At 42.6% G+C, this 26,930-nt stretch carries 24 protein-coding genes, 1 tRNA gene and 1 other RNA gene; 19 read left to right on the forward strand and 7 right to left on the reverse strand.

Annotation, left to right across the window (positions count from 1 at the left end):
- The 4 genes from AC075L_RS12630 to murC form a co-directional block, all read right to left on the reverse strand.
- Nucleotides 1–791, reverse strand: a 791-nt coding sequence (locus AC075L_RS12630; RefSeq protein WP_476387768.1) for a ribose-phosphate pyrophosphokinase-like domain-containing protein, incomplete at its 3' end; no start/stop codon positions are given.
- A gap of 3 nt (nt 792–794) precedes the next feature.
- Nucleotides 795–1,778, reverse strand: a complete 984-nt coding sequence (locus AC075L_RS12635) for an ATP-binding protein (RefSeq protein ID WP_008706949.1) — start codon at nt 1,776–1,778, stop codon at nt 795–797.
- Between the two features lie 68 nt (nt 1,779–1,846).
- Nucleotides 1,847–2,929 (reverse strand): DnaD domain protein, encoded by a 1,083-nt coding sequence (locus AC075L_RS12640; RefSeq protein ID WP_062807069.1) that lies wholly within the window; start codon nt 2,927–2,929, stop codon nt 1,847–1,849.
- Between the two features lie 763 nt (nt 2,930–3,692).
- On the reverse strand, nt 3,693–5,072 hold the full coding sequence (murC, locus tag AC075L_RS12645) for a UDP-N-acetylmuramate--L-alanine ligase (RefSeq protein ID WP_020993254.1): 1,380 nt from the start codon (nt 5,070–5,072) through the stop codon (nt 3,693–3,695).
- A 393-nt stretch (nt 5,073–5,465) separates the two neighbouring features.
- On the opposite strand from murC, the gene AC075L_RS12650 reads away from it, so the two are divergent.
- From AC075L_RS12650 to AC075L_RS12670, 5 genes are all read left to right on the forward strand, one after another.
- Complete coding sequence (locus tag AC075L_RS12650; protein WP_008706943.1) at nt 5,466–6,740, forward strand: glucose-1-phosphate adenylyltransferase; 1,275 nt, start codon at nt 5,466–5,468, stop codon at nt 6,738–6,740.
- Nucleotides 6,740–7,858 carry a glucose-1-phosphate adenylyltransferase subunit GlgD gene (glgD, locus tag AC075L_RS12655; protein WP_161276135.1) on the forward strand — a complete coding sequence of 373 codons (1,119 nt, stop codon included), beginning with the start codon at nt 6,740–6,742 and terminating at the stop codon, nt 7,856–7,858. The genes AC075L_RS12650 and glgD overlap by 1 nt, the downstream gene beginning before the upstream one ends.
- Nucleotides 7,859–7,907: 49 nt before the next feature.
- Entirely contained in the window at nt 7,908–8,195 is a 288-nt protein-coding gene (gene spoVG / locus AC075L_RS12660) for a septation regulator SpoVG (RefSeq protein WP_008706939.1), read from the forward strand.
- Between the two features lie 195 nt (nt 8,196–8,390).
- Nucleotides 8,391–9,713 (forward strand): PcsB-like coiled-coil domain-containing protein, encoded by a 1,323-nt coding sequence (locus AC075L_RS12665; RefSeq protein ID WP_476387769.1) that lies wholly within the window; start codon nt 8,391–8,393, stop codon nt 9,711–9,713.
- Between the two features lie 171 nt (nt 9,714–9,884).
- Nucleotides 9,885–10,580 carry an anaerobic ribonucleoside-triphosphate reductase activating protein gene (locus tag AC075L_RS12670; protein ID WP_008706935.1) on the forward strand — a complete coding sequence of 232 codons (696 nt, stop codon included), beginning with the start codon at nt 9,885–9,887 and terminating at the stop codon, nt 10,578–10,580.
- Here the strand turns inward: AC075L_RS12670 and AC075L_RS12675 are convergent.
- Nucleotides 10,551–11,594, reverse strand: coding sequence for a DUF6128 domain-containing protein (locus AC075L_RS12675; protein WP_161276134.1), 1,044 nt, complete (start codon nt 11,592–11,594; stop codon nt 10,551–10,553). The genes AC075L_RS12670 and AC075L_RS12675 overlap by 30 nt on opposite strands.
- Nucleotides 11,595–11,726: 132 nt before the next feature.
- Here AC075L_RS12675 and AC075L_RS12680 point away from each other — a divergent pair.
- From AC075L_RS12680 to AC075L_RS12690, 3 genes are all read left to right on the forward strand, one after another.
- Nucleotides 11,727–11,800 (forward strand) — tRNA-Pro (locus tag AC075L_RS12680).
- A gap of 89 nt (nt 11,801–11,889) precedes the next feature.
- Nucleotides 11,890–12,408, forward strand: a complete 519-nt coding sequence (gene tadA, locus AC075L_RS12685) for a tRNA adenosine(34) deaminase TadA (RefSeq protein WP_026649744.1) — start codon at nt 11,890–11,892, stop codon at nt 12,406–12,408.
- Nucleotides 12,409–12,522: 114 nt separating this feature from the next.
- On the forward strand, nt 12,523–13,890 hold the full coding sequence (locus tag AC075L_RS12690) for an MATE family efflux transporter (protein WP_025578594.1): 1,368 nt from the start codon (nt 12,523–12,525) through the stop codon (nt 13,888–13,890).
- A 134-nt stretch (nt 13,891–14,024) separates the two neighbouring features.
- On the opposite strand, the gene ffs is transcribed toward AC075L_RS12690, so the two are convergent.
- An RNA gene (gene ffs, locus AC075L_RS12695) (signal recognition particle sRNA large type) lies at nt 14,025–14,286 on the reverse strand.
- A gap of 286 nt (nt 14,287–14,572) precedes the next feature.
- Here ffs and AC075L_RS12700 point away from each other — a divergent pair.
- The 8 genes from AC075L_RS12700 to AC075L_RS12735 all read left to right on the forward strand — a co-directional run bounded on the left by AC075L_RS12700 (nt 14,573) and on the right by AC075L_RS12735 (nt 22,620).
- Nucleotides 14,573–15,655, forward strand: coding sequence for a 6-phosphofructokinase (locus tag AC075L_RS12700; RefSeq protein WP_008706927.1), 1,083 nt, complete (start codon nt 14,573–14,575; stop codon nt 15,653–15,655).
- A 169-nt stretch (nt 15,656–15,824) separates the two neighbouring features.
- The gene (dnaX, locus tag AC075L_RS12705; RefSeq protein ID WP_008706925.1) at nt 15,825–17,444 is read left to right on the forward strand and encodes a DNA polymerase III subunit gamma/tau; all 1,620 of its coding nucleotides are present in this window, start codon (nt 15,825–15,827) and stop codon (nt 17,442–17,444) included.
- A gap of 215 nt (nt 17,445–17,659) precedes the next feature.
- Entirely contained in the window at nt 17,660–18,016 is a 357-nt protein-coding gene (locus AC075L_RS12710) for a YbaB/EbfC family nucleoid-associated protein (RefSeq protein WP_008706923.1), read from the forward strand.
- Nucleotides 18,016–18,615 carry a recombination mediator RecR gene (recR, locus tag AC075L_RS12715; RefSeq protein WP_008706922.1) on the forward strand — a complete coding sequence of 200 codons (600 nt, stop codon included), beginning with the start codon at nt 18,016–18,018 and terminating at the stop codon, nt 18,613–18,615. The genes AC075L_RS12710 and recR overlap by 1 nt, the downstream gene beginning before the upstream one ends.
- 44 nt (nt 18,616–18,659) lie before the next feature.
- Complete coding sequence (locus AC075L_RS12720; RefSeq protein ID WP_008706920.1) at nt 18,660–19,757, forward strand: LacI family DNA-binding transcriptional regulator; 1,098 nt, start codon at nt 18,660–18,662, stop codon at nt 19,755–19,757.
- A gap of 428 nt (nt 19,758–20,185) precedes the next feature.
- Nucleotides 20,186–20,839, forward strand: a complete 654-nt coding sequence (fsa, locus tag AC075L_RS12725; protein ID WP_008706917.1) for a fructose-6-phosphate aldolase — start codon at nt 20,186–20,188, stop codon at nt 20,837–20,839.
- A gap of 15 nt (nt 20,840–20,854) precedes the next feature.
- On the forward strand, nt 20,855–21,694 hold the full coding sequence (locus AC075L_RS12730) for a transketolase (RefSeq protein WP_196002539.1): 840 nt from the start codon (nt 20,855–20,857) through the stop codon (nt 21,692–21,694).
- Entirely contained in the window at nt 21,682–22,620 is a 939-nt protein-coding gene (locus tag AC075L_RS12735; protein WP_008706912.1) for a transketolase family protein, read from the forward strand. The genes AC075L_RS12730 and AC075L_RS12735 overlap by 13 nt, the downstream gene beginning before the upstream one ends.
- Here the strand turns inward: AC075L_RS12735 and yyaC are convergent.
- Entirely contained in the window at nt 22,593–23,147 is a 555-nt protein-coding gene (gene yyaC / locus AC075L_RS12740) for a spore protease YyaC (RefSeq protein WP_008706911.1), read from the reverse strand. The two genes, AC075L_RS12735 and yyaC, sit on opposite strands and share 28 nt — an antisense overlap.
- A gap of 277 nt (nt 23,148–23,424) precedes the next feature.
- Here yyaC and AC075L_RS12745 point away from each other — a divergent pair, with 277 nt between their 5' ends.
- The 3 genes from AC075L_RS12745 to AC075L_RS12755 all read left to right on the forward strand — a co-directional run bounded on the left by AC075L_RS12745 (nt 23,425) and on the right by AC075L_RS12755 (nt 26,829).
- On the forward strand, nt 23,425–24,792 hold the full coding sequence (locus AC075L_RS12745) for a LysM peptidoglycan-binding domain-containing protein (protein WP_055059432.1): 1,368 nt from the start codon (nt 23,425–23,427) through the stop codon (nt 24,790–24,792).
- 80 nt (nt 24,793–24,872) lie between these two features.
- Nucleotides 24,873–26,120 carry a DUF5711 family protein gene (locus tag AC075L_RS12750; RefSeq protein WP_008706907.1) on the forward strand — a complete coding sequence of 416 codons (1,248 nt, stop codon included), beginning with the start codon at nt 24,873–24,875 and terminating at the stop codon, nt 26,118–26,120.
- Nucleotides 26,121–26,130: 10 nt separating this feature from the next.
- The gene (locus tag AC075L_RS12755; RefSeq protein ID WP_020993249.1) at nt 26,131–26,829 is read left to right on the forward strand and encodes a CvpA family protein; all 699 of its coding nucleotides are present in this window, start codon (nt 26,131–26,133) and stop codon (nt 26,827–26,829) included.
- Nucleotides 26,830–26,930 lie beyond the last annotated feature (101 nt).

Genomic DNA, 26,930 nt, shown 5'->3' on the forward strand with positions numbered 1-26,930 from the left:
TCGTAAGCTGCGATTGGGTGACGTCCATTGATTCTCTTGGAGTAATCCAGACGTTTGTAATACATACCCATATCAACACCAAGGATATTGGCAAGATAGATTGCGCGGTTCATGCTTCCCTCATCAGGGCTGATGATCATGAAATGATCGTTGTCGATGTGAAGTCCTTTCTCATGATTGAGAAGAGCTTTGATAAACTGATAGGATGGCTGTATAGTCTCAAATCCATGCAGAGGTGTTGCATTCTGCACGCGCGCGTCATGTGCGTCAAAAGTGATGATGTTTTCCACACCCATACTTACAAGCTCCTGAAGTGCTGTTGCACAGTCCAGGGATTCTCTGCCGCTGCGGATATTCTGGCGGCTTTCGTACAGATAAGGCATGATCACGTTTACTCTGCGGGCTTTGCCGCCGATTGCGCCGATCACACGTTTCAGATCCTGAAAATGGTCATCAGGAGACATAAGATTCTCGTATGGTCCGATGCTGTAGGTAAGACTGTAGTTACATACATCAACCATCAGATAGATATCGTCACCACGTACAGATTCCATGATCGTACATTTCGCCTCACCGGAACCGAAACGTGCTGTCTGGACCGGTATCAGATAGGACTCTCTCTGATAACCCTCAAATGCAAAAGAATCAAGCTCTTCGTGGCTGCGCTCTTTACGCCACTGTATCAGCCATTCATTTACTTTTTCACCCAGATCCTTACAGCTGATCAGAGGGATCAGACCAAGTCTGCCCACCGGAAGTGTAGTTAAATCTTTAGTTGTTGCCTGTGCCATGTTTTATTTTCCTCCTAAAAAAATTTTCTGTATACGGATATCCTTTCCTTCCAGTTTCACCATACGGTAGTTGCTGGCGATTCTCGAAAAGGTTCGTTCGGAATAAGTATCCGAGAAATTTTCCAGTTTCAGATTTGTTGATATGATCGTAGACTTCCTGCGCATGATGCGTTCATTTATGCACAAAAACAACTGGGAAGAGACAAAGCTGTTTGTAAGTTCAGTTCCCAGGTCGTCGATGATCAGCAGATCGCTGTCAAATACAAATTCCTGTCCTTCTGTTTTATCTCTGGAGAATTTGGAGTCTGCCAGCAGTTCAAACAGATCAAATGCGGAAAAGTACATAACGCAATGTGCTGATTCCAGAAGATCATGAGCAATACAGTGAGAAAGAAAAGTCTTACCCACACCGGTATCACCGTAAAGAAACAGATTCTCAAAGGAACTGTCAAAATTTCTCACAAAACCTCTGGCAATATCATAAGCTCTCCGGGCCGTCTCTCTTTCTGTCAGTCCGGTAGCTTCGTTCTTCATTGTATCAGAATAATAATCAAAAGAAAAGTGGTCAAAGTTTTCTTTTTTGAGAATTTCTTTTAAATTGGACTGCGTATAGAGCAGTTCTATCTCTGCTTTCTTAAAACAGGTGCATTTTTGGCTTCCGACGTAACCGGTATCCTGACAGACCGGACACTTATATGGAAGTTCCAGATAATCTTCCGGATATGAGTTACATACCAACAGGGCATTGCGCTCCTGGGACAGAAGAGAGATTGCAGCTTTAAGGTCCTCAAGACCTGATGATTCTCCGCTTAAGAGTGCTCTTGCTTTTTTGGCGCTTAAGGTGGCAACCTCTTCATCTATTTCGTGGATGCGCGGGATTTTTTTATAAATCTCCTGAGTACGCTCCTCCAGAATACGTCTGTTCTGAGACTGGGTCTTGCTGTATTCCCGCATGATCGTATCATACTGATAATTCTGTAAAGGCATGACTTCACACCCTTTCGTTTGTTTTTTTGTAGCTGTTCAGTGACTTTCAGACGATTATGTCACTGCCGTTACTGATTCAGTAATTTCTTTTCATATTCGTTAAAGTCGTACTGTCGCTGATGGAAATTGTTAAACCGGTTTGATGCAGCCGGTTTGGAAGCTGCTTTTCGCTGGGTATTCTTTTCCAGCTTCTGGCGCTGATGCTGAGCATCGAGGAGCCGGACATCTGCAAGTGTACGGACATTTTTATCTTTCCATCCGGAAAGGATTTTATCTGCATACTGGAAACTTGGCTGTCCGGTAGAGAGAACTGTACGGCTGCAGGCTTCCTGGATGATATCCATGGTAAAACCATAATCATTCAGCCAGGTGTTCATAAGAGAAATCTCTGTATCTACCGGATTTCGTCCGCTGATTCCCATTGATTTAAAAATAGTAAAGTATTCTTTGGCATAACGGGAATTTGCCTCTTTTGCCATGGTGACAGTGGTGATTCCCTCATCTGCCCAGGCAAGAGCAACGGTTTCTATGTAACGCATACTCTTATGCCCGCGGCTGACACTGTATTCGATCAGGTACTCGATCAGATCAGGCGAGAATTTCAGCTCATCATAGAAAAACAGGATCTTTTTCATCTCGGTAGGAGTGAGCGTTTTGCCGAGATACTGTTCTGCGATATAGAGGAGCTGTACGATCTCATCATTTTGCTTTAATTCTTTTACACGGTCAGGAGACAGTGCAGTGGCTGATCTGGTGGTCTGCTTCACAGGCTGTGCCGGCGCAGAAGAAGTCTGGGTTTCTGTTTTTGTAACAGGGGCTGCCGAAACAGGTGTGTCGGAAGCAGCAGATTTTACAGGTGGTACATTCAATATGATATCTGCTATATCTTCGTTATTTCTGTAGGTTAAAGTAAGGAGTTTCTCTTTCTCCCAGTATTTCAGAGCGCGGATAATGTCACGTTCTGTACAGAAGAAATGATCAGCCATCTGCTCCAGACTGAAGGGTACAGAGGTGTCAGAAAGAAGCCTCAGAAGATAGATATATACTTTCACAAATTCTCCATTGGCCCCAGGCATATAGTTGTCTATGAAATTGTTGGTTAATACAGTTACTTCCGCATTGCGGGAATTCTGTAAAGTGATCATAGCCATGAATTTCCACTCTCTTTCATAATAATAAGATGTTAGGGTCAAAAGGTATTTTGCCCCTAACCTGATATCCACGAATTGCTCCGCTGCAAAGCAGCTCCCACAATTCTCAAACATTCGAAATCCGCTGATTTACTGCGTAAATCGCTACTTTCTCATGTTTGGTGGGTCCCAAGTTCAAAAGTCTTATCGTGCAAGCACGAACGACTTTTTGACCTTTTGACCCTGATATCATAATAATAAGATGTCAGAGTAAAAAAAGATATTTTTCCTCTGACTTGATATCTATGAATTATAGCACAACATTTTTTAAAAGAGAATAGGGGATTTTTGTCGAAGATTTCATCCACATTTGAATGTGGATAATGTGGATAATGTGGAAAGGTGAAATGTGGTATATATTATTGGAAACCTGAAAAATGTTGAATTTCAGGGAAAAACGGAGTATTACGGGGACGAATAATGTCGAATTATGTTAAGTGATTTATGCACATATACATCCACATATGCAGGCAGATGAAAATGTGTATAACGATGTGGAAAATGTGGATAAGTGATCTGAACTGTTATAAATAAAGGAAGAATTGAGGGGGATAAAATGTTTATAACTTTTTAATGGAAATTGTCGACAGAGACACAAGTGTTCAGTATCTTCTATTGCTATAAGTGCTATAAGTTGGGCGGTTGTAAAAAACAGGACAATTCTGAAAAATTATTTTCCGAATTGTCCTGTGTAAATTGCTGATATTTATGTCAGGCAGAAACATTATTTACCCAGCAGATGCTCCCCGATATTTACAACATCTCCGGCTCCCATGGTGATGAGCAGATCACCCTCCTGGCAGTTGGAGAGCAGATAATTCTCAATCTCATCAAAGGTAGGGAAATACTCGCAGGGAGTTCCCAGTTCCTGAATACGCTTCTGCAGATCTTCAGAAGAAATTCCCAGAGTATCGGTTTCTCTTGCTGCATAAATATCCGCAACTACCACATGATCTGCCAGGCTGAGTGCTTTGGCAAACTCCGGAAGCAGAGCTTTGGTACGGGTATATGTATGTGGCTGGAATACACACCATAATTTCTTATGGGGATAATTGTGTGCGGCATGAAGAGTTGCTTCAATTTCTGTAGGATGATGTGCATAATCGTCTACGATCGTAACCCCTGCAACTTCTCCTTTATACTGGAAACGGCGGTCTGTTCCTGTGAAACTTCCAAGTCCCTTGATGATCACTTCTTCGGAAAGACCAAGAAGATGACCGAGGGCAATTGCTGCCAGTGCATTGGAAACATTGTGGATGCCCGGCACTTTCAGATAATAGCTGCCAACCTTAACGCCATTGCGCAGAACGGAGAAGGAAGCATGTCCATATTTGTCATAAGTGATATCTGCTGCCTGATAATCTGCATCATGTTCCAGACCATAAGTGATCACATTACATGGAAGATCCCGGATGATATCTTCATATTTCGGAGTATCTGCATTGATGATCAGTGTACCGTCAGCAGGAAGAAGCTCTGCAAAGCGGCGGAAGGAATGACGGATATCGTCAATATCCTTAAAGAAATCCAGATGGTCTGCATCCATATTCAGGATAATACTGATCTTCGGGAAAAAGCTCAGAAAGCTGTTTGTGTATTCGCAGGCTTCTGTGACAAAAGTCTCAGAATTGCCTACGCGGATGTTTCCGCCGATAGCAGGAAGAATACCTCCCACACTGATGGTCGGGTCACAGTCTCCTGCAAGAAGAATGTGAGATACCATAGATGTTGTGGTTGTTTTTCCATGAGTTCCGGAAATGGCAACAGGAGTATCATAATTCCTCATGATCTGTCCGAGAAGCTCTGCACGTGTGAGCATTGGAAGTCCTTTTTCCTTTGCACAGGCAAATTCCGGGTTGTCAGGATGGATAGCTGCGGTATATACCACAACATCTACGTCATCGGTAATGTTTGTGGCACGCTGTCCGTAATAGATGGTGGCTCCTTTTTTCTCCAGTGCCTGGGTAAGAGGACTGGATTTGGAATCGGAACCGGAAATGACAAAATCCTCGCCGAGAAGAATCTCGGCCAGTCCGCTCATGCTGATGCCGCCGATACCGATAAAATGTATATGAAGTGGTTTGTGAAAATCTATCTGATACATAGTATGTTCTCCTTGATTAATTATTTACAAATCTTTATAAATCTGGTAACTGTAACATATTCGCATAGTTACTGGAACTGTTTTATCTGTCTGTTTATTATACTCCCTGTGCCTTAAAATGAAAAGGACTTCTTTTGGTTGATAAAAAATTACAAAAAACGACATTGGATATATAAAAAATGCCTAATAATATATCGGTGGAAATACAGACTCAATAAAAAACGTGTGCAAAAATCATAAAAAAACAAAAAATGAGAAACAAAAATTGTAAATAATGTTCACTAACAGATAAAAGTGTGTTATAATTAAATAATCATAACCTGTAACTGTTCAGTGCCTCGCGAAACAGCAGACTGACGAATAGTTACCATAACTACAACAAGAGGTGATTGCATGATTAAGAAAGAAATGATAGCTATGCTTCTGGCCGGCGGTCAGGGCAGCAGACTGGGTGTACTGACAGAAAAAGTAGCGAAACCTGCAGTTGCTTTTGGCGGGAAATATCGTATCATAGATTTTCCTTTAAGTAACTGTATTAATTCAGGCATCGATACAGTAGGTGTATTGACACAGTATCAGCCATTGCGACTTAATACACATATCGGAATTGGTATTCCATGGGATCTTGACAGAAACGAAGGTGGTGTAACAGTACTGCCGCCTTACGAGAAGAGTACCAGCAGTGAGTGGTACACAGGAACAGCCAATGCAATCTTCCAGAATATGGATTACATGGAACAGTATAATCCGGATTATGTCCTGATCTTATCCGGTGACCATATCTATAAGATGGATTATGAAGTAATGCTTGATTTCCATAAAGCGAATAAAGCGGATGTGACGATTGCCTGTATGCCGGTACCTATTGAGGAAGCAAGCCGTTTTGGTATCATGGTAACAGATGACATAGGACGCATTACGGAGTTTGAGGAGAAACCGGAGCATCCAAGCAGCAATCTGGCGTCCATGGGAATTTATATTTTCAGTTGGCCTGCTTTAAAGGAAGCACTGATGTCTCTGAAGGATCAGAACAGCTGTGATTTTGGCAAACATGTTCTTCCATACTGCAAGGAGAAAGGTGAAAGACTTTTCGCCTACGAATACAATGGATACTGGAAGGATGTAGGAACACTGGGTTCTTATTGGGAGGCCAATATGGAACTGATCGATATTATTCCGGAATTTAATCTCTATGAAGAATTCTGGAAGATTTACACAAAGGGAGATATTATCCCGCCTCAGTATATTTCGGCAGATGCGGTTACAGACAGATGTCTGATCGGTGAGGGTGCAGAAATTTACGGGGAAATACATAATTCTGTGATCGGACCAAATGTTGTGATCGGAAAAGGCAGCGTGATCCGTGATTCCATTATCATGCGCAATTCTACCATTGGTGAGGGCGTACAGATGGATAAGGCTATTATTGCCGAGGATGTTACTATTGGAAACAATGTTGTACTGGGATGTGGTGAGGAAGCTCCGAATGTGCTGAAACCTGCAGTTTATGCATTTGGAATTGCTACGGTTGGTGAACGCAGCGTGATCCCGGATAATGTAAGGATCGGAAAGAATACAGCAATCTCAGGTATAACTGTTCCTGAGGATTATCCTGATGGTGAGCTGGCCGGCGGACAGGTAATTACAGCAAAGGACGGTGACGAATAATGAGAGCGATAGGTATTATTTTGGCTGGCGGTAATAATAACCGCATGAGAGAATTATCAAATAAGAGGGCAATCGCAGCAATGCCGATCGCCGGAAGCTACAGAAGTATCGACTTCGCACTGAGCAACATGGCGAGTTCTCATATTCAGAGAGTTGCTGTTCTGACACAGTACAATGCCCGTTCTCTGAATGAACATTTAAGCTCTTCCAAATGGTGGGATTTCGGAAGAAAACAGGGTGGTCTCTTTGTATTTACACCTACGATCACAAAAGAGAACAGTCTGTGGTATCAGGGAACAGCAGATGCTATTTATCAGAATCTGGAATTCCTTAAAAGCAGTCATGAACCATATGTAGTGATCGCATCCGGCGACTGCATTTATAAGATGGATTACAACAAGGTTCTTGAATATCATATTGCGAAACGTGCAGATGTTACGGTAGTATGCACTACCTGCGATAATCCCAGTGAGATTGAGAGATTTGGTGTTCTCCGTATGAATGAGGACTGCAGGATTGAGGAATTTGAAGAGAAGCCAATGGTTTCTTCTTATAATACAATTTCAACAGGTATCTATGTTATCCGAAGAAGACAGCTGATCGAGCTGATCGAGAGAGCTGCGCTGGAAGGCAGACATGATTTTGTAAAGGATATTCTGATCCGCTACAAGAATCTTAAGAGAATCTATGGATATAAGATTGACACATACTGGAGCAATATCTCCACAGCAGAAGCATATTATAAGACAAATATGGATTTCCTGAAACCGGAGATCAGAAACTATTTCTTCAAACAGGAACCGACAATTAAGACAAAGATTGATGATCTGCCTCCTGCAAAATACAATCCGGGAGCACAGGTGAAGAACAGCCTGGTTGCCAGCGGATGTATTATCAATGGTACGGTGGAGAATTCCGTTCTTTTTAAAGACGTATTTGTAGGAAATAACTGCGTGATCAAGAACTCTGTGATTTTAAACAATGTATATCTGGGAGATAATACTCATATTGAGAACTGCATTGTTGAAAGCCGGGATACTATTCGTGCAAATTCGTATTACTGCGGCGACGGTGAAGTGAAGATCGTCGTGGAGAAAAATGACAGATATATACTGTAAATAAAACAGCCGGATAGATTCGGTAAATCGAAAGGAGTAAATTTGTATCATGAATATTACTGACGTGCGTGTGAGGAAGGTAGCAAAAGAAGGAAAGATGAAAGCGGTTGTTTCCATAACGATCGATGATGAATTTGTAGTACATGATATCAAGGTGATTGAAGGAGAAAAAGGGTTATTTATCGCTATGCCAAGCCGTAAGGCAACAGACGGAGAATATCGTGATATTGCACATCCGATCAATTCTGCAACACGTGACAGGATCCAGACGATCATTCTGGACAAGTTCCAGGAAGTTATGGATGCGGAACCGGAAGAAGCTGCAGCTGCGGAATAACCGGTGAATAAAGAACTGTAAACAGATAAGAAGAAGCACAGGCACTGTCTCTGAAAAAGGGGCAGTGCCTGTTTTTGCTGAGCATTAGTGAAGATAAAATGTTACATAATTATTACATAAATTAATAAAAAGTGTTGATTTTTTTACGAAATATGATATACTGGGTTTCAGATTAACGAGAAAGGTGATTAATTTATGAAGAAAAAAGTTTTTTCATTACTGCTGGCCGGAATGCTTACTTTTTCCATGGGAACAACTGCATATGCAACAGAAGATGCGATTGCTGATATGCAGGCTCAGAAACAGCAGGCAGAAGCCGGACTTGCCCAGACACAGGCGAATATTGACAGCCTTCAGAGCAAGAAGCAGGAGCTGGAGAACTATCTGTCTGATTTGAATACACAGTATGAAGACCTGACTAATGCAATTTCTGAACTCAGCATACAGGCCGGAGAGAAAGAGAATGAGCTGAAACAGCTTCACACAGAATTAAAGAAAGCCAAGAAGGCATTAAATAAACAATATGATGATATGAAGCTCCGCATCCAGTATATGTATGAGAATGGCGGTACATCTGCATTAGAGACTTTGCTGTCATCTAAGGATCTTTCTGAGTTCCTCAACAATGCAGAGAGTGTTGCGAAGATTTCCCAGTATGACAGGACTATGCTGGACAAATGCGAGAATCTTCAGAACACTATCAAAGATCAGGAAACAACTGCTGAGGAAGAGAAGGCTGCTATTGATCAGCTTCTTGAAGAGAGAGCGGCCAAACAGCAGGAGGTTCAGAATCTTGCAGCAGGCACAAGTGATAACATATCTTCTTATGTAAGCCAGATCAGCGCAAGCCAGGAAGAAGCAGCAGCACTGACTGCAAGAATCAACAATGCAGATAACAGCATTGCTCAGCTTGTGCAGCAGGCAGAAGAGGAAAAAGCAGCCAGAGAGGCAGCGCAGGCACAGGCCGAAGCAGAGGCGGCAGCGGCACAGGAACAGGATGCAGAAGAGAGTTCTGATGATTATGAAGAAGATACAGATTCCTATGAGGAAGACTCTTCGGACAGTCAGGATTCTTCGGAGACTGAAGGATCTGAGGATACTTCTGAAGATTCAGGGGATTCTGATGATGAAGATACATACGAAGAGAACGATGCAGATTTCTATGAGGGAGACTCTGACAGCAATGAATCAGAAGATACATCTGACAGCCAGGCATCCTCAGACAGTTCTTCCGGTCAGGGAAAATACCTTGGCAACTTTACACTGACTGCATATTGCAACTGTGCACAGTGCTGCGGTACAGCAGGTAACCTGACAGCCAGCGGAACAGTTCCGACAGCAGGACGTACTGTAGCTATGGCGGGAGTACCCTTTGGAACACAGCTTCTGATCAACGGAAATGTATACACAGTAGAGGATCTGGGAACACCTTATGGACATGTTGATATTTATTGTGACAGCCATTCAGAAGCATTAAGCTTCGGACTTCAGTCTGCTGAGGTTTATCAGTTGAACTGATAACAAAACAATAATGTGATTAAGAACTCTGGTAAAACAGGGTTCTTTTTTTCGGATTTTTGCCCGGATTGCTATAACATAGGTGGTTTAACTTGAGGATTCAGATGCCTGATGATAAAATGATATATCAGATTTATATACGGTAAAATATAATTGGAATGGAGATAAACAATGAGAATCTGTGGCTTTAATAAAACGACATTGCTGGACTATCCGGGAAAGGTAGCCAGTACTATATTTCTGGGTGGATGCAATTTCCGCTGTCCGTTCTGTCAGAATGGTATATTGGTTGTGGCTCCCGGAGAACAGCCGGATTACAGTCAGGAGGAACTTTTGACTTTTTTGAAAAAAAGAAAGGGAATTCTGGACGGGGTCTGCATTTCAGGAGGGGAACCTACACTGTCAGATGGTCTGGAGGAATTTCTGGGAAAAATCAAAGAGCTGGGCTATGCTGTTAAACTGGACACCAATGGCTCACGTCCGAAGATTGTAAAACATCTGGCAGAAGCCGGACTGATCGATAAAGTAGCTATGGATATCAAAGCCTGTCCGGATAACTATGGAAATCTGACCGGAATAGAAAAGCCTGATATGGACAGTATTTTTGAGACAGCAGATTTTCTGCTGCATGGGAATCTGGACTATGAATTCAGAACAACAGTAGTACGGGAACTGCATACGCAGAAGGATTTTGAAGAAATCGCTGGGTGGCTGGCAGGAGCGAAAGAATATTATCTGCAGGCTTATAAGGACTCAGATGGAGTCCTCAGGCCTGGATATGGAAGCTATACTTTTGAAGAACTTCAGAATTTTCAGAAGATTCTTCAAAAGACGATTTTATCTGTGGGAATCCGGGGCATCGATTAAACGATACCAGTAACCGCCGCGCATTTTTGGAATCTCTATATAGCTGCTTTCTCTGAAGTAAGGAAAGCCAAACATATTTGCCATAAAGCGTTCCTGCTGATTATAAACGCCGGGAACGCCGAGGATATACTGTCCGTTATTTCTTTGTCCTAAAAGCAAATATCCGAAATTATAATGCCCATACTGGAGAAAACGGTTATTGCGCAGTGCACAGTAATACCGCGGAAAATGCTTCAGGTCATCAAGGTGTATCTTCCATGCAGAAATCAGTTCGCCATCGGAGAAGGGGGAAAATTCGGCAGAGGTTTTTCTGTTTTCTGCATTTCTTTCCGGGACAGGATTGCCGGCATTTTCAGAACTATTGGAATCTTCAACAGTATTATCTGAGATATAGGATGACTCTGTTCCTGGCTTGTTATCAGATGTTCCCTGAACCGGAATGTTGGCAGACGGTTCAATTGATAAAGAATCGTCAGGAACTTTTGTAAGCGAGATATCTTCGGGTTTTTCTGAAATATCTTCAAGTTCTTCGGGCATTTCCTGTAATACCATACCTGCCGGAACTTCGGGTTTCTGTGAAGTGATTTTCGCAGATTCAGGAATATCTGCGTCAGGCATAGCTTTTATTTCATGGAAATTCTCCGGACGTATAGGCTGATCGTCCCATTCAGTACCAAAGAATCCGCCAGTATCTGAAGTAATGATCATTCCGCCCAACTTACCCATTGCAACGCCGGAGTCATTCATATCTGTTGCATCTGTTATGATCAGGCATTCTACAGTTTCTTTTTCTGTCTCGCAGGTATCCAGAAGAATTCCGTTGATCAGGCCATCCTTTCGTGTAAATCCATAAATATTGCATTTTACATTTTCAGGCAGCCCCGGACAATGCAGATGAATCTCAACAGAACATTGCTGATCTTTTACTTCAACTTTAATAAATCCGCAATTGCTGCCTTTCTTTCCGTTTTCATAGTCATATACATATGCGATAAAACGCCGATATCCAGCCAAAATCCTTCCTCCGTAAAACCAGATTCAATAATGTATATGACCATCAGAAGAAAATATTCGAAAAAATTAAAAAAATTTGAAAAAATCTATTGACAAACTGCGATTTTATTAATATAATAGCACTTGCATTGACGAAGCGTGGCTCAGTTTGGTAGAGCGCTGCGTTCGGGACGCAGAGGTCGTGGGTTCGAATCCCGTCGCTTCGACTACGCATAGGAAGTCTGAAACCGATTGGTTTTCAGGCTTTCTTTTTGCTATTCTGGTAGTGATGCAACAGCAGAAAGGAAAAGAAAAGTTGACAGATCAGGAACGTTTTATGAAAGAAGCTATCCGTCAGGCGAAGAAGGCAGAAGCTCTGGAAGAAGTGCCAATCGGCTGTGTGATCGTGCATGAGGGTAAGATCATCGCACGTGGATATAACAGAAGAAACACAGATAAAAATACACTCTCCCATGCAGAACTGAATGCAATCCGCAAAGCCAGTAAAAAACTTGGAGACTGGCGGCTGGAGGGATGCACTATGTATGTGACGCTGGAACCATGTCAGATGTGTTCCGGGGCACTTGTCCAGTCCAGAATAGATGAAGTAGTGATCGGCTGTATGAATGCCAAAGCGGGCTGCGCAGGTTCTGTGATGAATCTTTTGCAGGTGGATGGATTTAATCATCAGGTAAAGATTATACAGGGAGTTCTGGAAGAGGAATGTTCTTCTATGTTGTCTGAGTTTTTCAGAAAGCTTCGTGAGAAAAAGAAGCAAGAAAAGGCGGCCCTTAAAGCTGCACAGGAAAATCCGGAGGGAGAACCGGAACAATAAAAGTAAAAGGCAGACAAAAACAGGAAGAATCTTAAAGGCAATAGGAGTAATAAAAGTAATAGAAGTAACAGGATTAATGTTACAGGCAGAAATAAAAAGAGGCGAATAAAAAGAATGAAAAAAGATACAACAAACGACATGACCGTCGGCAGTCCGGTGAGTCTGATAATAAAATTTATGATCCCAATGTGCCTGGGAAATCTTTTTCAGCAGTTTTATAATATTGCAGATTCCATTGTTGCCGGAAAATTTATCGGAGTAAATGCCCTTGCAGCTATCGGAAGCACCGGTTCACTGATGTTTTTTGTGACCGGCTGGCTGAATGGACTCAGCAGTGGATTTGCGATTATCGTAGCCCAGATGTTCGGAGCGAAAAAATTTGACAGGATGCGCCATTATGTTGCCATGTCCATTTACCTTATGGCTGCATTTTCCATTGTCATGACCATAGGATTCAGTCTTGCGAACAAACCAATCCTGCATCTGATGAATTCACCGGAAGAGGTATTTGGTGATGTAACTGCATATATGGGAATTATTTATGCAGGTCTTATTATCACAGGTGCATATAATGCACTTGCGGCTTTCCTGCGTGCGCTGGGTGACTCCAAGTCGCCATTGTATTTCCTGATCATTTCAGCTGTGATCAATGTTATTCTGGATGTAGTTTTTATTGTAGTCTTTGGAATGGGTGTAGAAGGATGCGGATATGCCACAGTGATCGCACAGGGAATTTCGGCAGTGTGCTGCCTGATTTATATTGTAAAAAGATTTCCGATCCTTCATCTGGAACGGAAGGATTTTGAGATATGCTGGGACAGTTTCGGCAGACTTCTGAAGCTTGGAATTCCTATGGGACTGCAGTTTTCGATTACAGCAATCGGAACCATTATTGTACAGGGCGCGGTCAATATTTACGGACCTGTACATATGGCCGGATTCTCTGCTGCCGGTAAGATCCAGAATATTTTTGCCACAGTATTTACAGCCTTCGGTGCAACCATAGCAACCTATGTAGGTCAGAACAGGGGCGCAGGAAAAATGGATCGTGTGAAACAGGGAGTCCGTTACACGCAGATGATGGTCCTGGGATGGAGCGTTTTTGTTATGTTCCTGATGTTTTTCTTCGGAAAATATCTGACATATCTTTTCGTAGATCCATCGGAACAGGACGTAGTAAATGTGTCTGTTACTTATTTCCGGACAGTATTCTGGGCATATCCGTTTCTCGGAAGTATTTTCCTCTATCGAAATACTCTGCAGGGAATGGGATATGGACTTGTACCAATGCTTGGCGGGGTATTTGAACTGGTGGCGAGAACCGGAATTGTCGTATTGATTGCGGGACATACTTCCTTTGCCGGTGTCTGTATGGCTGACCCGACCGCATGGATCGCCGCACTGATCCCACTGATTCCTTATTATTTTCATGTGATGAAGAAATATAAGAACAAAAGTCAGGTACAGGCAGTGGAGGATTAATTATTTTTTCCAACCTTTGTTAATATATGGACTTTTTGCAAATTACAAAAATAAGAAAAGCATTCAGGAAATTATCAACAGATAAAATTCTGAATGCTTTTTTATATGATGACCTGCATCATGAATATTCTTTTTTGCGCGCCGCACTTCGGAATGGTCCCACAGACGTTACCTCTACAGTTAACTCAGCCCAGGCACCCTTACGGCACACAAGAGCTTCTGCTTAGTGCTGCTACATTCCTGTCCTGACACGGTTCACAGATTCCTGTTGCGTAAGACCCAAACGTCAACGCCACTTATAGAGGGCAGCTCCACAGGATACAAGCCTCGGATTGGCATCACCCCTGCTGTAGCGGATTGCAGGTACAGGGCACCGCTATCTCCCCGGCTGCGCATTTCTGATTATATAGGCAGGAGGCTGTTTTGTCAATAGTGAATCATTATAGTAAAACTTATTACTGGGAACGGAGTGAACAGTAACAAACGGAGTGAACAGTAACGAACGTAGTGCGTGAATAGTAACTAAAACTTTTCTAACACTATTGTATGAAAACGATAAATATTATATAATAAACAGAAATAAACTATCTTTATTCTGGAAATGGATATGCCAGAGTACACAACATGTCTTGTATGTATGGATATGGATAATTCTTAAAACACAGAAATGGAGGATACTATCATGATTAAAAGAATAGGTATGCTTACCAGTGGCGGTGACTGTCAGGCTCTTAACGCTACCATGCGAGGAGTAGTAAAGGGACTGAGTAACAATTTGGATGAACTGGAAGTTTATGGATTTGATGATGGATATAAAGGACTGATCTATGGTAAATACCGTATGCTCACATCCAAAGATTTTTCCGGAATCCTTACACAGGGCGGCACAATCCTCGGAACATCCAGACAGCCATTCAAACTGATGCGTGTCCCGGATGAGAATGGCCTGGACAAGGTTGAAGCAATGAAGCAGACTTATTATAAACTCTGCCTGGACTGCCTTGTGATCCTTGGCGGAAATGGTACACAGAAGACAGCAAACCTTCTGAGAGAAGAAGGACTGAACATTATCCATCTTCCAAAGACTATTGATAATGACATCTATGGCACAGACATGACCTTTGGTTTCCAGAGTGCGGTAAACATTGCCACAAATGCCATTGACTGTATCCATACGACAGCATCTTCACATGGACGTGTATTTATCGTAGAGATCATGGGACACAAGGTAGGAAGTCTGACACTTCATGCAGGTGTTGCAGGCGGTGCGGATATCATCCTGATTCCTGAGATCCCATATGATATCAAAAAAGTTACCGCAGCGATCCAGAAACGTGCCAAAGCAGGCAAGCGTTTCACAATCCTTGCAGTTGCAGAAGGTGCGATTTCCAAAGAAGACGCAGAACTTCCTAAAAAGAAATACAAAGAGAAACTGGAAGCCCGAGCAAAGAAATATCCGTCCGTTTCCTATGAGATTGCCGACCAGATCTACAAAGAGATCGGAAGCGAAGTCCGCGTTACAGTTCCGGGACATACACAGAGAGGCGGAGAACCATGTCCGTATGACCGCGTTCTTTCCACAAGAATCGGTGCAGGTGCAGCGCAGGCGATCATGGATGGTGAATATGGCATCATGATCGGCGTGGTAAACGGCAAAATTAAACGTGTACCTCTTGAAGAGTGTGCAGGTAAGCTTAAGATGGTATCACCGAAAGATCAGCTTGTAGTTGCTGCCAAACAGATCGGTATCAGCTTTGGTGACTGATTAAGTGAAACAGTACTTGACTGACAGATACTTTTTCATATAAGATATGGATGTAAAAAAGACCGCCGCGGGAATTTTTTCCGCGGCGGCTGTGATAATAAGATAGAGATAACTATTTGGCGCGCTGCTGACAGTGGGGGTGCTGAATAGTTACGATAGGAGTTTACTCATGAGTTACACTGCTCTTTACAGAAAGTTCAGACCGGATAATTTCGCGGATGTCAAAGGTCAGGATCACATAGTGACTACTCTGACAAATCAGATTAAGCATAACCGTATCGGCCATGCGTATCTGTTCTGCGGCACCAGAGGAACCGGTAAAACAACAGTAGCCAAAATTCTGGCGAAGGCAGTCAACTGTGAGCATCCCGTAAATGGCAGCCCCTGTAATGAATGTGCCATGTGCAAGGCAATCCAGGCAGGAACTGCAATGAATGTGATCGAGATCGATGCTGCATCCAACAATGGTGTGGATAATATACGTGAGATCAGAGAAGAGGTTTCTTACCGCCCTACAGAAGGTAAATATAAAGTATATATTATTGATGAGGTTCATATGCTTTCCACAGGTGCCTTCAATGCCCTGCTGAAAACACTGGAGGAACCACCGTCTTATGTTATGTTTATCTTGGCAACTACAGAGGCGCACAAGATTCCGATTACGATTTTATCCAGATGCCAGAGATATGATTTCCACAGAATCACCATAGACACTATCGCGGCCAGACTGGATGAACTGCTCAAAGTTGAAGGTGTAGAAGCTGAGGAAAAAGCAGTCCGATATGTAGCGAAAGCGGGAGATGGTTCCATGCGAGATGCGCTCAGCCTTCTCGACCAGTGTATTGCTTTTTATCTTGGACAGGAACTTACCTATGATAAAGTTCTGGAGGTTCTGGGAGCCGTTGACACCGAAGTGTTTAGCAAGCTTTTGCGAAAAGTGATCCGGGGAGATGTGACAGGTTCCATTCATATCCTGGAGGAACTGATCGTAGGAGGCAGGGAACTGAGCCAGTTTGTGGGAGATTTTACCTGGTATATGAGAAATCTTCTTCTCGTTAAGACTTCTGAGAATCCGGAGGAAGCGATCGATGTCTCATCCGACAACATGAAGCTTCTGAAAGAAGAGAGCACCATGCTGGATGTGGAGACGCTGATGCGGTATATCCGTATTTTTTCGGATTTGTCCAACCAGATCCGATATGCAACCCAGAAAAGGGTTCTTGTGGAGATTGCACTGATCAAGCTGTGCCGTCCTGCAATGGAGACTAATCTGGATTCTGTTCTGGACAGACTGCGTGTGCTGGAACAGCGGATGGATGAACGTCCGGTACAGCAGGTGATCGTGCAGCAGGGTTCAGGGAAAATGCCGGCAGAAACCGGAGCAGTTCAGGAACCGGCGGGAAACAAAGCACCGGCGAAAGCTGCACCGGAAGATTTGCAGAAGATCGTGGCAGGCTGGAGAGTGATCACAGGACAGACAACAGGGATGTTCAAGCAGATGCTTCAGAAATCTGTTCCGAAGTATAACAGTGAGACAGGAGAACCTGTTCTTTATGTGGAATTTCAGGATTTTCTGGGGCAGTCCTATGTGGACAATCCGGAAGCGAAGAAAGAGCTTCAGGACATTATCACTGCCCAGACAGGAAAAACAGTAGAGATCCAGATGCTGGTGGCAGATAAGCATCAGCATACAAATCTGGCAAATATCACAGTGGACCAGGCGATAAAGAATAATATCCACATGGATGTTGTGATAGAGGAAGATCCTGATGAGGAAAAAGGAGAATAAATATTGTTACTGTTCACACACCACTATCCCGCGAGGTGTTTTGGCATGAATATGCCAAAATCCCGAGACATACAAGCCAAAATTCCATTGCCGCAGGCAATCTGGAATGAATTTTGGCTACGTTACTGTGAACGGAGTGAACAGTAACTAAATATTCTCCGGACAGGAAAAGGCAGTAAATAATAAGGCAATAAATAGCAAGGAGGACATCACAAATGGCAAAACGTGGAGGATTCCCGGGAATGGGTATGCCGGGAAATATGAATAATCTTATGAAACAGGCGCAGAAAATGCAGCGCCAGATGGAAGAGAATCAGAAAGCTCTGGAAGAGAAAGAATTTACGGCTACTGCAGGAGGCGGAGCTGTAGAGGTAACTATTTCCGGTAAGAGAGAGGTGACAAAAGTAAAGCTTCAGGAGGAAGTTGTAGATCCGGATGACATCGAAATGCTGGAAGATCTCATCGTTGCAGCTACAAACGAAGCACTTCGCAAAGTGGAAGAAGAATCTACAGCTGTTATGTCTAAACTGACAGGTGGTCTGGGCGGACTTGGCGGAGGTCTTCCATTCTGATGGAATACTACAGCAGTCATATCAATAAGCTGATCGAGCAGCTTTCCCATCTTCCGGGAATCGGTGCGAAATCAGCACAGAGACTGGCATTTCACATCATGAATATGCCAAAGGATCAGGTAGAGCAGCTTACCTCTTCCATTACCGGTGCCAGAGAGAATGTACAGTATTGCAAGTGCTGCTGTACTCTGACAGACAGAGAGATTTGTCCCATCTGCAGCAATGATAAGCGTGATCATTCAGTGATCATGGTGGTAGAGAATACAAGAGATCTTGCAGCTTATGAAAAAACAGGCAAGTTTGATGGCGTTTATCATGTTCTTCATGGTGCAATCTCTCCAATGCTTGGAATCGGGCCGGATGATATCAAACTGAAAGAACTCATGCAGCGTCTGGCAAAGGATGAGGTAAAGGAAGTGATCATTGCTACCAATTCCAGTCTGGAGGGGGAAACAACGGCAATGTATATCAGTAAGCTGATCAAACCTACCGGGATCAAAGTCAGCAGGATCGCAAGCGGAGTTCCGGTAGGAGGAGATCTGGAATATATTGACGAAGTGACTCTTTTACGTGCTCTTGAGGGGCGTGTGGAGCTTTAAGGTTACTGTTCTGACAAAAGATCATCGGAAAAGGAGGCATCACTTTGTCTAAAAAGAAAGCAACTTCTTCTGACGTGGCAAAGAGGGCAGGAGTCTCCCAGGCAACTGTTTCCATGGTCCTGAATAAGAAATATAATGTTTCTTTTTCCAGAGAAACAGTGGAGAAGGTAGAGCAGGCAGCCAGAGAATTAGGCTATCATCTTCCCGGACGAAAGAACAGAAAAGAAAGCCGGAAAGAGAAGCTGATCGTTGTTTTTTGCCCTACGCTTACAAGCCCGTATTATGTATTGCTTCTGCAGGGGATTGAAGCAGTGGCGAACAAGCAGGGATATGGTGTCTTTATCTGTAATACACAGAGAGATCCCCGTCTGGAGGAGAAGTATCTGCGCATGATGGGTACAATAGAGCCGCTTGGCATTATCTACTGCTGTAATCCAAATCCGGATTTTCAGCAGCAGGTAGAGGAACTGGCGCAGACAATCCCACTGGTTATCATCAGTAATAAAGAGAAAACTACAACTATAGATGCCATTAATCAGGATAATACAGTTGTGGGAAGGATGATGGCAAGACATCTGCTTGATCTGGGGCACAGAGATGTAGCGTTTATCACTCCGCCCCTGACAAGGAGACAATGGCAGAGAACAAAACGTGTAAATGGTTTTGTGAAAGAGTTTGAGAAAGAAGGCCTGAAGGATCATGTGATCATTAAGGCTGCGGATGAAGCTATCGATATGCAGATCCCACGGATGGATTCGGAATATTCGATGGGTTATGAGCTTACTATGGAGCTTCTGGATGAAGGCAGGGAATTTACAGCTATTGCAGGCCAGAATGATATGATGGCTATTGGTGCGCTGGATGCTCTCCATGAAGCAAGGATTCATGTACCCAAGGATGTATCGGTGATTGGGTGCGATAATATCTTTTATTCGGGAATACGGAAGATCTCTCTTACTACGATCGATCATTTCGTAGCCCTTAAAGGCAGAGATGCCTGTGATATTATACTGCGCAAAATCGATGAGCAGGACCGTTTTCTCACAGATTCTGCTCCTGTCAGTCTCTATAATATTGAATATACCCCCAAGCTGATAGCGAGACGCACTACGGGGTATGTCAGAACCAAAAAAAATAATTAAATACGTCGAATGAAAATTATTAATAATAATTTATCGAAACTGCAGAACAGTTATTTGGTATAGAGCTGTGTGGCGAGGTAGATTGCGAATATCTACCCGGCAGGCATTTTCTGGAAACGTACCAAAATTTCAGGATGTGCGGCTGAAATCCGATATCAGAAATGATTTCTGACGGAGGTTTCCTGCAACAGCAAAGACAGCGAACAGTTACGAAAAGAAATGGTTATAAAACATATTGTATATTGCATGTTGATAACAACGAATATATGCTTTGACTGAAAAATAAAGAATTAATAAGACATGCGATTATTAATAAAGAAATTATTAATAATCTTTTGCCACGCTTGACCTGAATGTAAAGTCTGTTATAATGAAACCATCAGATCAATGAACGATTATGACAAGCAAAAATCAGGAGGGTTAAGAACATGAAATTTTTTATTGACACAGCAAAAGTAGAAGATATTAAGGCAGCTAATGATATGGGTGTAATCTGTGGTGTTACCACAAATCCGTCTCTTATCGCAAAAGAAGGAAGAGATTTCAAGGAAGTAATCAAAGAGATCACATCTATCGTAGACGGACCGATCAGCGGTGAAGTAAAAGCTACTACAACAGATGCAGAAGGAATGATCAAAGAGGGACGTGAGATTGCAGCCATTCATCCGAATATGGTTGTTAAGATTCCTATGACAGTAGAAGGTCTGAAAGCAGTTAAGGTTCTTCATGCAGAAGGAATCAAGACAAACGTTACTCTGATCTTCACTGCTAACCAGGCACTTCTGGCTGCAAGAGCAGGTGCTACTTATGTATCTCCGTTTCTTGGAAGACTGGATGACATTTCTACAAGAGGTGTTGATCTGATCCGCGAGATCGCTGAGATTTTTGAAGTGGCAGGAATCGAGACAGAAATCATCGCAGCAAGCGTAAGAAATCCGATCCATGTAACAGACTGTGCACTTGCAGGTGCTGACATTGCAACTGTTCCGTACAATGTAATCGTACAGATGACAAAACATCCTCTGACAGATGCAGGTATTGAGAAATTCCAGAAAGATTATAAAGCAGTATTCGGCGAATAAGGAGAATTTACCACAATGGAAAAATTAGAACTTCAGAAAATTGCAAACGAAGTCCGTAAAGACATCGTTACTGCATTACATTCTGCAAAAGCAGGACATCCGGGCGGATCTCTGTCTGCAGCAGATGTATTCACTTATTTATATTTTGAAGAAATGAATATTGATCCAAAGAATCCTAAGAAGGCTGATCGTGACCGTTTCGTACTTTCCAAAGGCCACACAGCACCGGGATACTACTCTGCACTTGCAGAAAGAGGCTTTTTCCCAAAAGAAGATCTGAAGACTCTTCGTCATCTGGGTTCCTATTTACAGGGACATCCGGATATGAAACATATCCCGGGTGTTGATATGTCCAGCGGTTCTCTGGGACAGGGAATCTCTGCAGCAGTTGGTATGGCGCTTTCTGCCAAATTAAGCAATGAAAGCTATCGTGTATACACCTTATTAGGTGACGGCGAAATTCAGGAAGGCCAGGTTTGGGAAGCTGCTATGTTTGCAGGCTTCAGAAAACTGGACAATCTTGTAGTGATCGTGGATAATAATGGACTTCAGATCGACGGTAAGGTTGATGAAGTATGTTCTCCATACCCGATTGATAAGAAATTTGAGGCATTTAACTTCCATGTGATTAACGTTGCAGACGGAAATGATATGGATCAGTTAAGAGCTGCTTTTGATGAAGCAAAAGCTACTAAGGGAATGCCTACAGCTATCATTATGAAAACTGTAAAAGGAAAAGGCGTTTCCTTTATGGAAAATCAGGTTGGATGGCATGGAAAAGCTCCGAATGACGAGCAGTATGCACAGGCAATGGAAGAGTTAGAAAAGGCAGGTGAAGCATTATGTCAGAAGTAAAGAAGATCGCAACAAGAGCAAGCTACGGTGCTGCGCTGGTTGAATTAGGTAAGAAACATGAGAACCTGGTCGTTCTGGACGCTGACCTTGCTGCAGCTACTCAGACTGGCGTATTCAAAAAAGAATTTCCGGAGCGTCATATTGACTGTGGTATTGCTGAGTGTAATATGATGGGCATTGCCGCAGGTCTGGCTACTACAGGAAAAGTTCCATTTGCCAGCACATTTGCAATGTTTGCAGCAGGACGTGCTTTTGAGCAGGTTCGTAACTCTATTGCATATCCGAAGATCAATGTAAAAATTGGCGCTACTCATGGCGGAATTTCTGTAGGTGAAGATGGTGCTACCCATCAGTGTTGTGAGGATTTTGCTCTTATGAGAGTAATTCCGGGAATGGTTGTTGCCTGCCCTTCTGATGATATTGAAGCAAAAGCTATGGTAGAAGCAGCTTATGAGCATGTTGGTCCTGTATATATGAGATTTGGACGTCTGGCAGTTCCGGTTATCAATGACAGACCGGACTATAAATTTGAATTAGGCAAAGGTATTGTCCTTCGTGAAGGAAAAGACCTTACGATCATTGCAAACGGTCTCTGCGTAGCTCCTGCTCTTGAAGCTGCAGAGAAGCTTGCGGCAGACGGCGTAGATGCAAAAGTAATCAATATCCATACGATTAAGCCTCTGGATGAAGAACTTGTAGTTGCAGCAGCCAAAGAAACAGGAAAGGTTGTAACTGTAGAAGAGCATTCAGTAATCGGCGGACTTGGCGGAGCAGTATGCGAATGCCTGTCTGAGAAAGCACCTGTACCTGTAAAACGTATCGGTGTAAATGATGTATTCGGAGAATCCGGTCCTGCCACAGCTCTTCTTGAGAAATATGGTCTTGATGCAGAAGGCATCTACAAACAGATCAAAGAATTTGTATAATTTACGATTCCCTGTGTGATGGTATCTGCCAGAGAGATTACCGTAGACAGGCGGGTAGTCTGAAGGGTTAGCTGTTCCAGTACACCTGCAATGTTTACAATCCCTGTGATATGGATATCACCAACAGGAGGAAGTTCTTTCTGAACTGCAGCACCTGGGTAAAGTGCACCATCTGCGATGGTCACATACCCCAGGTGCTTTTTTTGTCCAAGAGAGGCATCCACTGCAATAACCAGACCTTCGGGATGCAGAATTTTGATCTGGCGGGAAATTCTGGAAAGATTTAAAGCATGTACGGGGCTTTTCAGGGTACCGTAAACATAAACGCCATGAGTGTCCGTATTCAGATGTTCAAGTAACTGGTGTCCGATATAGGGACCGAGACAGTCTCCTGTCACGCGGTCACTTCCGATACACAGAAAAACCAGTTCCGACCATCTGCCGGGATATTGAAGAATACATTTATTTAAAAGAAAAGCGATTTCCTCAGCAGAACTGCTTTTCTGTGAGTCCACATAAAATACCATAAAACCTCCCTGATCGTATTATGTGCTCGCAGAGTCTCTATTGTACCTGCACAAAAAGATTTCGAGAGCACATTATTGATTATATCTTTTAATTGCTATAGTCCCTTTGCTTCATAACAACAAGCTGCGAAGAGGCTTCTGATAACATCATATCCTTACCGGGATAAAAATATGCACTGTGCAAAATCTGTCGCCAAATTCTGGTAAATTCCTCTTACAATGTGATAAAATCTGCAATTTATCTGTGTTATCCTGATACCCGAAGGGGTGATGAGAGATGATAGAAGTAATCTATAAGGACGAATCTCAGGAAGGACAAAATGGTGAGGAACCGTTTGGATTACCCAGAAATATACGCCAGATCGGCCTGGCAGCCGAAGATTACAGGATTTATATGGAGGACTATGTGTACACATTTCTGGTAAGACTTGCCAGAACGGAAGACTCTCTGGGAGAAGCAAAAACCAGAGTGGCAGTTCTTACAGGAAATCTTAAATGGCGTTCTCAGACAGCTTATCTGTTTATCAAAGGTGCTATTATAGCGGAGGAGATGGAGGCAGCACCTGATCATATCGATTTTTCGGAAAATCAATGGAAGCAGATACAGGAAGCCCAGAAGGAGTACTTCGAAGATCAGGAGATTGTGGGATGGTTCTTTTCACAGCCTCAGCTTCTCCTGAAGGTATCGGAAGTGATGTTAAAAGTACACATGAAACATTTTGGAGGAGAAAAAGTCCTGATGCTTATGGAACCTCAGGAAAGGGAAGATGCTTTCTTCCGTTATGAAAACAATGAAATGGTGCGTCTGGGAGGGTATTATCTTTATTATGAAAAAAATCCCGGTATGCAGACGTATATGATCGACAAAAATGAAGAACTTCAGCCGGAACCTCAGGAAAAATATGAAGATCAGGCTGTGAAAGATTTTCGCAAAATAATTGCAGATAAAAAGGAAACCAGGAAGGAGCCGGCAGCTCCTTCTGTTTTTTCATATGGATTAACTGCATGTCTGGCAATTGCAGTACTGACAGTGGGTGTTAATTTTTACAGAAGTTACCAGAATGTAAAACAGAACGAAAAGGAGAGCGCGACGGTTTCTTCAGTGATCGTTGAGGAGATAACGCCGTCTCCTGTTGTCGGGACTTCGAACAATGAAGCTGTCAGGCAGCATAAACAATACCGGACAGATACTATACAAAATGATGCAGGGAAGAATAAAAAGAATAATGAAGAGAATGATGAAGAGAATAATCAAAGCACCAGTGAAAAAGAAAATTCTGAAAAGAAAAACAATACTTCAGAGAAAAAAATATCAGCAGAGCAGACAGATACAGAACAAAAATCGGACAAAACAGAACAGCTTCCGGATGTAAAGACAGAAAAAGCAGATAAAACCGAACAAATCTACCAGCAGGAAGCAGATGAACGTAAAGCACAGAAACGTGTCAGGGAAGCTGTGCAGAAGGAAAACAGCGAAGCAGCGGGAAAAGCCCATGAATCATATGTGATTCAGCCCGGCGATACTCTTTTTCAGATAAGTATGGACAGATACGGAAGTATCGAAGCCATAAGTCAGATCTGCAAATTGAATGGGATGTCAGCGGACGAAATCATTTATCCGGGACAAGTAATTGTATTACCTTAGAAAACTGTGCTATAATAAATGGCAAAAACTGAAACCTGATAATCAACAAAATGAAAGTGAGAAATAAGGTAAAGGCTAAAATGGCAAATACATTTAAGAAAATAATAAAAAAACATAAAAAGAAAAAGCTTCAGGCAGAGAGAAACAGAAAAGCGAAAGCCCGGGAGAGAGCTGAAGAGGAATATGCAGATGATTATGAGCGCAGATTGTCCCGCCACAAAAGAAGTGTAGTGAAAAAGACAGTTATTACAGTGGTGGCGATAGCTGCTGCTGTAACGGCTGTGGGATTTTACATAGAGAAGAGAAGCTATCATACTTATAAAGTAGTCCAGACAAGTGAGCAGGAGGATATTGTTTCTACAAATTATGTTGAAATGGACGGAAATATCCTTCGATACAGTCCGGATGGAGTTTCGCTTGTTTCTGATAAGATGAGTACATTATGGAGTGAAACCTATCAGATGCAGAATCCTGTGGCAGATGTCAATGGAACTCGTGCGGTGATTGCGGATAAAGATGGAACAACTTTGGAGATTTATGATAAATCCGGAAAAACAGGCAGTGTAACTACTTCTTACAGTATTGTCAAAGCAAAAGTATCCAAAAGCGGTCTTGTTGCGGCAATCCTGGATGGCGGAGATGATACATGGATTGATTTTTATGGTACAGATGGAAGTCTGATTGCTGAAAATCAGACGAAGATAGATGATCCGGGATATCCCCTTGATATTGCTGTATCTGAAGACGGAGTGATCATGATGGTAACCTATCAGTTCGTAGATGGAAGTGATACGACCAGTTATGTGGCATTTTACAATTTTGGAGATGTAGGACAGAACGAGGATGACAGAATTGTCAGTGGATATAAGTATGAAGGCGTGGTAGTTCCGCAGATCCAGTATCTTGATAATAACCGGTCTGTAGCACTTAAAGATAATGGATTTACAATTTATCATGGAAGCCAGATTCCGAAGGAAGTAAAAACAGTAAAAGTAGATAAAGAAATTGTCAGTACTTTTTATGATAATGATATGATTGGTCTTGTGTTTAAGAATGACAGTAAAGACAAACAGTATACAATGGAAGTTTATACTACAGATGGCAAATTGAAATTCAAAGAAAACTTCAATATTCCATATACGACGATTAAATTAAGCGGTGGAAATATTCTGATGTACAACAGTTCCCAGATGTGTGTAATGAACAGCAGGGGAGTACAGAAATATCTTGGCAGTGTGGATGGAACGATCAAAGATTTCTTCAAAATCGGAATGAACAGATATCTTCTGGTATTGGACAGCGGTGTAGAGATAATAAAACTTAGTTAGGAGGATGAAAATGGCTTTAACGTGGGCCGGAGTCATTACGATACTTTTTCTGGCGGCTGCATGTGTCAGAGGTTATAGGCGGGGACTGATAAAAGAACTGGTTTCGCTTGTATGTGTTTTTCTGTCGATGGCGATCGTGTGGTTTATAAATCCTTATGTAAATGAGTTTATTCGGGAAAATACATCAATTTATGAAAAAGTACAGGAAAGCTGCCGGGAGTTTGTAGGAGAGGAATACAGCACATGGACAGGCAGTGGAGAAAGCCAGACTGAATTTATAAATGAAATGAATCTCCCGGAACTGCTGAGGAATGGACTGGTTCAGAATAATAATTCTGACAGTTACCAGTATTTGGCTGTAACTACATTTTCGGATTATATTGCTCAATATCTGGCGAGAATGGCAGTGAATGGAATTTCTTTCCTGATTTCTCTGCTGATGTCGACGATTATGGTGAGGAGTATCACATGGATGCTGAATCTTGTGACGAGATTACCTGTGTTGCATGGCATGAACAAGGTAGCAGGAGCGTTGCTGGGGGCAGTTAAATTCCTTATAGTAATATGGATTATCTTTCTGGCTCTCACCATTGTGTGCAATACAAAGGTTGGTGAGGCGGCCCTTCAGATCATTAAGAAAGATTGCATCCTGAGTTTCATATATGACAGAGATATCCTGATCAGGATATTTATGAGTATCTTCTATTAAAAAGGTTTGGTATCTGTGGACCGTAGGTATCGGATCCAAATGTCTTCCTGCGCAAATGCGAACGATTTTTGAATAATTGCGCGTCGCATTCTCGTTACTTA

Source organism: Blautia sp. ZXY-1-B12, from assembly GCF_056339915.1.

What these genes read in the sequence shown, in the direction of transcription:
- AC075L_RS12635 (WP_008706949.1), bottom strand. Translation starts at nt 1,778, where the DNA reads ATGCCTTTACAGAATTATCAGTATGATACGATCATGCGGGAATACAGC.
- AC075L_RS12640 (WP_062807069.1), bottom strand. Translation starts at nt 2,929, where the DNA reads ATGGCTATGATCACTTTACAGAATTCCCGCAATGCGGAAGTAACTGTA.
- murC (WP_020993254.1), bottom strand. Translation starts at nt 5,072, where the DNA reads ATGTATCAGATAGATTTTCACAAACCACTTCATATACATTTTATCGGT.
- AC075L_RS12650 (WP_008706943.1), top strand. Translation starts at nt 5,466, where the DNA reads ATGATTAAGAAAGAAATGATAGCTATGCTTCTGGCCGGCGGTCAGGGC.
- glgD (WP_161276135.1), top strand. Translation starts at nt 6,740, where the DNA reads ATGAGAGCGATAGGTATTATTTTGGCTGGCGGTAATAATAACCGCATG.
- spoVG (WP_008706939.1), top strand. Translation starts at nt 7,908, where the DNA reads ATGAATATTACTGACGTGCGTGTGAGGAAGGTAGCAAAAGAAGGAAAG.
- AC075L_RS12665 (WP_476387769.1), top strand. Translation starts at nt 8,391, where the DNA reads ATGAAGAAAAAAGTTTTTTCATTACTGCTGGCCGGAATGCTTACTTTT.
- AC075L_RS12670 (WP_008706935.1), top strand. Translation starts at nt 9,885, where the DNA reads ATGAGAATCTGTGGCTTTAATAAAACGACATTGCTGGACTATCCGGGA.
- AC075L_RS12690 (WP_025578594.1), top strand. Translation starts at nt 12,523, where the DNA reads ATGAAAAAAGATACAACAAACGACATGACCGTCGGCAGTCCGGTGAGT.
- AC075L_RS12700 (WP_008706927.1), top strand. Translation starts at nt 14,573, where the DNA reads ATGATTAAAAGAATAGGTATGCTTACCAGTGGCGGTGACTGTCAGGCT.
- dnaX (WP_008706925.1), top strand. Translation starts at nt 15,825, where the DNA reads ATGAGTTACACTGCTCTTTACAGAAAGTTCAGACCGGATAATTTCGCG.
- AC075L_RS12710 (WP_008706923.1), top strand. Translation starts at nt 17,660, where the DNA reads ATGGCAAAACGTGGAGGATTCCCGGGAATGGGTATGCCGGGAAATATG.
- recR (WP_008706922.1), top strand. Translation starts at nt 18,016, where the DNA reads ATGGAATACTACAGCAGTCATATCAATAAGCTGATCGAGCAGCTTTCC.
- fsa (WP_008706917.1), top strand. Translation starts at nt 20,186, where the DNA reads ATGAAATTTTTTATTGACACAGCAAAAGTAGAAGATATTAAGGCAGCT.
- AC075L_RS12730 (WP_196002539.1), top strand. Translation starts at nt 20,855, where the DNA reads ATGGAAAAATTAGAACTTCAGAAAATTGCAAACGAAGTCCGTAAAGAC.
- AC075L_RS12735 (WP_008706912.1), top strand. Translation starts at nt 21,682, where the DNA reads ATGTCAGAAGTAAAGAAGATCGCAACAAGAGCAAGCTACGGTGCTGCG.
- yyaC (WP_008706911.1), bottom strand. Translation starts at nt 23,147, where the DNA reads ATGGTATTTTATGTGGACTCACAGAAAAGCAGTTCTGCTGAGGAAATC.
- AC075L_RS12745 (WP_055059432.1), top strand. Translation starts at nt 23,425, where the DNA reads ATGATAGAAGTAATCTATAAGGACGAATCTCAGGAAGGACAAAATGGT.
- AC075L_RS12750 (WP_008706907.1), top strand. Translation starts at nt 24,873, where the DNA reads ATGGCAAATACATTTAAGAAAATAATAAAAAAACATAAAAAGAAAAAG.
- AC075L_RS12755 (WP_020993249.1), top strand. Translation starts at nt 26,131, where the DNA reads ATGGCTTTAACGTGGGCCGGAGTCATTACGATACTTTTTCTGGCGGCT.